This is a genomic window from Streptomyces sp. NPDC005202, from assembly GCF_040608235.1.
Classification (GTDB): domain Bacteria; phylum Actinomycetota; class Actinomycetes; order Streptomycetales; family Streptomycetaceae; genus Streptomyces.
On the sequence record NZ_JBEXHW010000001.1, the window covers coordinates 694,819 to 701,795 of the forward strand.

Genomic DNA, 6,977 nt, shown 5'->3' on the forward strand with positions numbered 1-6,977 from the left:
CTGGGGGTCCCCCCCACGCCGTCAAGGCAGTGGGGGAGGTGCCGTCGCGGGGCACCGCCTGTTATGGAGCCGTAGCCGGGCTGCCTGCCATGGGCCCGGTCCGGCTACGGTAGCGTCGACCCTGCCATGGAACTTGCCTACATTCCCAGCCCGTCGCGCGGTGTGCTGTACCTCGGCCCCATTCCGCTGCGCGGCTACGCGTTCTGCATCATCATCGGTGTCTTCGTTGCCGTCTGGCTCGGCAACAAGCGCTGGATCGCCCGCGGCGGGCGGGCCGGCACGGTGGCCGACATCGCGGTCTGGGCCGTACCGTTCGGCCTGGTCGGCGGCCGGCTCTACCACGTGATCACGGACTACGAGCTGTACTTCAGCGAGGGCCGTGACTGGGTGGACGCCTTCAAGGTGTGGGAGGGCGGCCTCGGCATCTGGGGCGCGATCTCGCTCGGCGCGGTGGGCGCGTGGATCGGCTGCCGCCACCGTGGCATCACCCTGCCCTCGTACGCCGACGCCGTCGCGCCCGGCATCGCCTTCGCGCAGGCCATCGGGCGCTGGGGCAACTGGTTCAACCAGGAGCTGTACGGGCGGGAGACGCACGTTCCCTGGGCGCTGCACATCACCTCGTCGGCGGACGGCCGGGTGCCGGGGTACTACCACCCGACGTTCCTGTACGAGTCCCTGTGGTGCATCGGCGTCGGCTTCCTGGTCATCTGGGCCGACCGCCGCTTCCAGTTGGGCCACGGCCGGGCGTTCGCCCTGTACGTCGCCGCGTACTGCGTGGGCCGCGGCTGGGTCGAGTACATGCGCGTCGACGACGCCCACCACATCCTCGGCCTCCGGCTGAACGACTGGACCGCGCTGATCGTGTTCCTGCTCGCGGTGGCGTACATCGTGGTGTCGTCGAAGAAGCGGCCCGGTAGGGAAGCCGAGGTTGAGCCCGGCGCCGGGCCCACCGACGGTGACGGAGCCTCCGGCGGAGAGATCGAGTCCCCTGCCGAGGCCGACGTGAAGACCGAGGCCGAGGCCGACTCCTCGGACGTGAAGGACGAGGCCGAGTCGGCGAAGAAGAGCTGACGGCTGGTTGTACGTCGACGAGGGCGCCCGGACCACGCGGCGGCAGCCGCACAGGAAGAAGGTCCGGGCGCCCTCGTCGTGTGTGGTCAGCGGCCCAAGAAGTCAGCACCTGCGGGCCAGCGCCAGTGTCCTCCGGGCCGCTGCCACCACCGCCGCGTCGATGAAGCGGCCGTCCGGGAGGGCCTGGGCGCCCTGCTGTGTGGTGGCCGCCTTGATGATCGTCTCGGCCTCTTCGAGCTCCCGGTCGGTCGGGAGGTAGGCGCGTTCGATGATCGGGAGCTGGCGGGGGTGGATGGCCGCGCGGCCGCGGAAGCCCAGGGTGCGGCCGTGGGCGCAGGAGGCCGCCAGGCCCTCCAGGTCCCGGATGTCGGGATGGACCGACTGGGCCGGCGGGGGCAGGCCCGCCGCTCGTGCGGCGACCACGACACGGGCGCGCGACCAGTCGAGGCCCGCGTCGTCCCGTACACCCAGGTCGGCCCGGAGATCCGCCTCGCCGATCGAGATGCCCCGCAGGGACGCGTGCGCGGAGGCGATGGCGTAGGCGTGCTCGATGGCCAGGGCGGTTTCGAGCAGGGCGTACAGCGGCGGCCCCCCTCCGTCGGCCGGGGGCGTGTCCGCCTCGGCCTCCGTCCGTTCCGCGATCCGTACCACCTGCTCGGCGGACGTCACCTTCGGCAGCCGCAGCCCGGCGAGGCCGGGGAGGGCCGCCACCGCCTCGAGGTCCGCGGTCGCCAGCGGTGCGTCCAGGGCGTTGACGCGGACGTGGACCGGGACCGGCGGCGGTTCGGTCAGCAGCTCGGCCGTGGCGGCGCGGGCGTACTCCTTGCGGTCCGGGGCGACCGCGTCCTCCAGGTCGATCACGACCACGTCGGCGCCGGAGACGAGCGCCTTGGCGACGACGTGCGGGCGGTCGCCGGGGGCGTAGAGCCAGGTGAGGGGGAAGGGGGCGGTGGCCGTCACAGGGCGCCCTCCGCGCGCAGCGCGGCCAGCTCGGCCGGGGTCAGGCCCAGTTCGGTCAGGACCGCGTCCGTGTCCGCGCCGTGCGGGCGGCCCGCCCAGCGGATCGCGCCGGGGGTGGCGGAGAGGCGGAAGAGGACGTTCTGCATGCGGAGGCGGCCCAGTTCCGGGTCGTGGAGCGTGGTGATGGTGCCGAGGGCCTGGTATTGCGGGTCGGCCATCACGTCCCGTACGTCCTGGATCGGCGCGATCGCCGCCTCCGCCTTCTCGAAGGCTTCCAGTACCTCGGAGCGGGTGTGCCTGGCGATCCAGCCGCCGACCGCCTCGTCGAGCACGTCGGCGTGGCGGGCCCGGTCCGCGCCCGTCGCGAACCACGGTTCGTCGATCAGCTCCGGGCGGCCCACCAGGCGCATCACGCGCTCCGCCACCGACTGGGCGGACGTCGAGACGGCGACCCAGGTGCCGTCGGCCGTGCGGTAGGTGTTGCGCGGGGCGTTGTTCTGGGTGCGGTTGCCGGTGCGGGGCTGGACGTGTCCGAGCTGGTCGTACCAGATCGGCTGCGGGCCGAGGACCGTCAGGATCGGCTCGATGATCGCCATGTCGACGATCTGGCCCTCGCCCGTGCGCTCCCGTGCGGCGAGCGCGGTCATCACGGCGTACGCCGTCGCCAGGCCCGCGATCGAGTCGGCCAGCCCGAACGGCGGGAGCGTCGGGGCCGCGTCCGGTTCCCCGGTGATCGCGGCGAAGCCGCTCATCGCCTCGGCGAGGGTGCCGAAGCCGGGGCGGCGCGCGTACGGGCCGAACTGGCCGAAGCCGGTGACCCGGGCGAGGACCAGGCGTGGGTTGGCCGCCGACAGCTCCGGCCAGCCGAGGTCCCACTTCTCCAGGGTGCCGGGGCGGAAGTTCTCGACGATCACGTCGGCGGTGGCGGCGAGGCGTAGCAGGGTGGCCCGGCCGCCCGGCTTGGACAGGTCCAGCGTGATCGTGTGCTTGTTGCGGCCGAGCAGCTTCCACCACAGGCCGACGCCGTTCTTCGACGGGCCGTGGCCGCGGGAGGGGTCGGGCTTGGTGGGGTGCTCGACCTTGATGACCTCGGCACCGAAGTCGCCGAGCATGGTGGCTGCGATCGGTCCGGCGAAGAGGGTGGCGAGATCGAGGACACGGACGCCGGCCAGCGGGGCGGAGGCGGGCTGCGGGGCGGAGGCGGGCTGTTGGGCGGAGGCGGGCTGTTGGGTGGTCCTTGGTGCGGAGGTGGTCTGCGACGCGGTGGTCTGCGATCCGGTGGTCTGTGACGCGGTGGTCTGTGACGCGGTGGTCTGTGACGCGGTGGTCTGTGACGCGGTGGTCTGTGGTGCGGTGGTCTGTGGTGCGGCGGCGGACTGCGATCCGGAGGTCTGCGACGCGGTGGGGCGGGGCGTGCTCATGAGGTGAACTGCGCCTCGATCTCCGGGCGGTACGGCATCGACGCCGACGCCCCGGCCCGCTGCACCGACAGCGCGGCCGCCGCGGCCGCCCAGGCCAGCGCCTGACGCATCGGCCGGTCCTCGCCGAGGCCCACCGCGAGCGCGCCGACGAAGGTGTCGCCCGCGCCGGTCGAGTCCACGGCGGTGACCCGGGGCGCGGGCACGGTCACCGGTTCGGCGCCACGGGTCGCGTACAGGCTGCCCGCCGCGCCCAGCGTGACGACGACCTCCGGCACCTGGTCGAGCAGGTCCGTGGCCGCGCTGTGCGGGTCGGTGAGGCCGGTCAGGGTGGCGGCCTCGTGCTCGTTGGGGACCAACAGGTCGACGGCGGTGAGGAGTTCGGTGGGAAGAGGCTGGGCGGGGGCCGGGGTGAGAATCGTCCGGACACCGTGGCGGCGGGCCGCCCGGGCGCCCGCGAGGACCGCGTCCAGGGGGATCTCCAGCTGGAGCAGCAGCGCGTCGGCGGAGGCGATGAGGCCCTCGTCGCGGGGGGCGAGGTGGTCGACGGTGCCGTTGGCGCTCGGGATGACGACGATCGCGTTGCCGCCCTCGTCGTCCACGACGATGTGCGCGGTACCGGACGGGCTTTCCACGGTGCGCAGGTGGTCGGTGTCCACGCCGGAGGATTCGAGGGTGGAGCGCAGGCGGGCACCGAAGGCGTCGTTGCCGACCGCGCCGATCATCGACACCGTGGCGCCCGCGCGGGCCGCGGCGATCGCCTGGTTGGCGCCCTTGCCGCCGGGGATCGTGCGGAACTCCCGTCCCGTCACGGTCTCTCCGCGCTGCGGGGCCTTCTCGACGTAGGCGACGAGGTCCATGTTCGTGCTGCCGAGCACGACGATGTCGGTCATGGGCGGGACGCCTCCAGCTGGGTGAGGTGGGCCAGGGTGTCGAAGCCGGTGCCGTTGAAGTCGCCGACGGACGTGGCCAGCCGGTTCTTCAGCGGGGCCGTCCAGCGGTCGGGGAGTGCGGCGGGGCTGCCGGCCAGGAGGGCGGCGATGCTGCCGGCCGTGGCGCCGTTGGAGTCGGTGTCCCAACCCCCGGACACGGCACGGCAGATGGAGCCCGTGAAGTCGCCGTTCGCGTGGGTGAGGGCGGCGGCGGTCAGGGCGGTGTTGGGGATGGCGTGGACCCAGTGGTGGGTAAGGGAGTGGCGGGCGTGGAGTTCGTCCACCACCGCGGCGAAGTCCTCCTGGGACCGGGCCAGTTGGACGGCGTGGCGGACCGCCCGGGCAAGCCGGGAGCCGGGCGGCACGACGGTGAGGCCGGTGGCCAGGCAGGTGTGGACGTCGTGGGTGCCGGTGGCCGCGGTCGCCATGGCGGCGGCAGCGAACATCGCCGCGTAGACGCCGTTCGCGGTGTGAGTGAGGGTGGCGTCGCGGTAAGCCTGTTCGGCGGCGGCCGCCGGATCGCCGGGGTTGGTCCAGCCGTGCATGTCGGCGCGGATCAGGGCACCGATCCATTCACGGAAGGGGTTGCGGTGGCGGGCGGTGTGCGGGGGCTCGATGCCGGTGAGGAGGTTGCGGTAGGCGACGCGCTCGGCGGTGAAGGTGCGGCCGGCGGGCAGTTCGTCCAGCCAGAGGCGGGCCACGTCGGTGGTGGTGAAGGTCCTGCCGTGGCGTTGCAGCAGAAGGAGGTTGACGAGGGGGTAGTTGAGGTCGTCGTCCTCGGGCATGCCGTCGATGTTCTCGGCGAGGGAGGTGGCGGCGGAGCGGCGGTTCCAGGGATGTTTCGCGGCCAGGTCCTCGGGGACGCCGCGGGCGGTGAACCAGGTGTTCAGGGGCCAGTTGCCGGTGACCTGGGCGAGATGGCGGATGCCGGTCAGGGGGAGCTTCTCGACGGGTTTGCCGAGCAGGCAGCCGACGGCTCGTCCGAGCCAGGCGGCTTCCAGCCGGGAGCGGAGCGAAGAGGTGGGTGCGGGCGCAGTTCGGGTGGGCCACGCAGGGCAGCTCGACTTGATCTTCTCCAGATCCGTCGGCTCCGCATCCGCCCAGCTGCTCGGCAGCTCCGCCAGTTCGTCCAGCAGGTCCTCTGCCAGCAGGCGCAGGTAGCGCGACGCCCGTCCAGGGGAGGCGCCGCCTCGTGCCGGAGCCTCCGGGCCGCCCGCCGCCCGCCACCGTGCCGCGATCGCCGAGGGTTCGCGGCCGTCCTGGGCCGCCTGGCGCAGCTCATGCCCCAGGAGGTCTTCCGGCTGGATCCAGGTCAGTCGGAGCATCCCGGACCTCCGATCTCGGCGAACGCCTGCTCGTGGGCGCGTCGCCGTCGTACGTCCCGTTCGAAAATCTCCCGGGTCACCCCGGCCAGCGTGCGGGCCGGCTCCCACAGGTCCAGGCGGCTCGCCTCCGCCACCGTCTTCGCCCAGTCCGCCGGGACCGGTGAACCCAGCGCGCCCGCCAGCGCGCCCGCGATCGTGGCGATCGAGTCGCAGTCGCGGCCGTAGTTGACCGAACCCAGCACCGCTTGGCGGTAGTCGCCGCGGGACACGAGCAGCATGCCCAGCGCGACGGGCAGTTCCTCGATGGCGTGCAGGCGGGACGGGCGGCGGGCGCCGAGCGAAGGGCTCCGGTAGTCCGGGCCCACCGTGTCGTACGGCGCGACCGCCTTCCGCAGCGGGCCCAGGGCCGACTCGAAGTCCGTGTGGCGCACGGCCACTTCACACACCTTCTCGATCGCCGCCCGCGTGCCGTCCTTCGCCAGTGACAGGCAGGCCGTCACGACCGAGTCCGGTGTCGCCCCCGGCGCGCAGGCCGCCGCCACTCCGGCCGCGTGGACGCCCGCCGCCTCCCGGCCGTACGACGACTGGTGGGCGCCCGCAACGTCCAGCGCCTCGGCGTACGCGGCCGCCGGGTTCGCCGCGTTGACCAGGCCGACCGGGGCCATGTACATCGCGGCGCCGCAGTTGACGATGTTGCCGACGCCGGCCTCCCGCGGGTCCACGTGGCCGTAGTGCAGCCGCGCCACCAGCCACTTCTCCGCCAGGAAGACCCGGTGGAGCGGGAGTGCCTCCGCCTCCAGCTCCGGGATCCAGCGCGGGTTCGTCATCAGGTCCGGGACCAGGTGGTCGGCAATCGCGTAGGCGTCCAGGTGGTCGCGGACCTGCGCGTACACCCGTACCAGCGCGTGCGTCATCAACGTGTCGTCTGTGACGTGGCCGTCTCCCTTGTGGTACGGGGCGAGCGGGCGGGCGGTGCGCCAGGCGTCGCCGTGCCAGGGGCCGACGATGCCGTGGACGCGGCCGCCGTGGCGTTCGAGGATCTGGTCGGGGGAGTACCCCTCGACGGGACCGCCGAGGGCGTCGCCGACCGCCGCACCGACCAGGGCGCCGCCGATCCGCTCGTCGAGACCGGCGCCACGGCTCACCGCTCGGCCCGCTGCCAGGCTCTCGGCTCCGACTGCCGCTCGGTTCTCGGCTTCGGCGGCCGCTCGGTTCGCGTCTCCGTTTGCCGTGTGGCTCTGGGCTCCGTTTGCCGTGTGGCTCTCGGCTTC

At 73.3% G+C, this 6,977-nt stretch carries 6 protein-coding genes; 1 reads left to right on the forward strand and 5 read right to left on the reverse strand.

Annotated elements, in window-relative coordinates:
• Window positions 1–126 precede the first annotated feature (126 nt).
• On the forward strand, window positions 127–1,071 hold the full coding sequence (gene lgt / locus ABZV31_RS03260; RefSeq protein WP_355887342.1) for a prolipoprotein diacylglyceryl transferase: 945 nt from the start codon (window positions 127–129) through the stop codon (window positions 1,069–1,071).
• 102 nt (window positions 1,072–1,173) lie between these two features.
• Here lgt and ABZV31_RS03265 read toward each other — a convergent pair whose 3' ends face one another.
• From ABZV31_RS03265 to ABZV31_RS03285, 5 genes are read right to left on the reverse strand one after another with little or no spacing between them, the layout of a single operon-like run.
• Window positions 1,174–2,031 (reverse strand): CoA ester lyase, encoded by an 858-nt coding sequence (locus tag ABZV31_RS03265; RefSeq protein ID WP_355887344.1) that lies wholly within the window; start codon window positions 2,029–2,031, stop codon window positions 1,174–1,176.
• On the reverse strand, window positions 2,028–3,452 hold the full coding sequence (locus ABZV31_RS03270) for a CoA transferase (RefSeq protein WP_355887347.1): 1,425 nt from the start codon (window positions 3,450–3,452) through the stop codon (window positions 2,028–2,030). Before ABZV31_RS03270 ends, ABZV31_RS03265 begins: the two co-directional genes overlap by 4 nt.
• Window positions 3,449–4,342, reverse strand: coding sequence for a ribokinase (gene rbsK / locus ABZV31_RS03275; RefSeq protein ID WP_355887350.1), 894 nt, complete (start codon window positions 4,340–4,342; stop codon window positions 3,449–3,451). The genes ABZV31_RS03270 and rbsK overlap by 4 nt, the downstream gene beginning before the upstream one ends.
• Window positions 4,339–5,706, reverse strand: coding sequence for an ADP-ribosylglycohydrolase family protein (locus ABZV31_RS03280; protein WP_355887353.1), 1,368 nt, complete (start codon window positions 5,704–5,706; stop codon window positions 4,339–4,341). The genes rbsK and ABZV31_RS03280 overlap by 4 nt, the downstream gene beginning before the upstream one ends.
• Window positions 5,694–6,851: an ADP-ribosylglycohydrolase family protein gene (locus ABZV31_RS03285; RefSeq protein WP_355887356.1), complete on the reverse strand. Its 1,158-nt coding sequence runs from the start codon at window positions 6,849–6,851 to the stop codon at window positions 5,694–5,696. The genes ABZV31_RS03280 and ABZV31_RS03285 overlap by 13 nt, the downstream gene beginning before the upstream one ends.
• Window positions 6,852–6,977 lie beyond the last annotated feature (126 nt).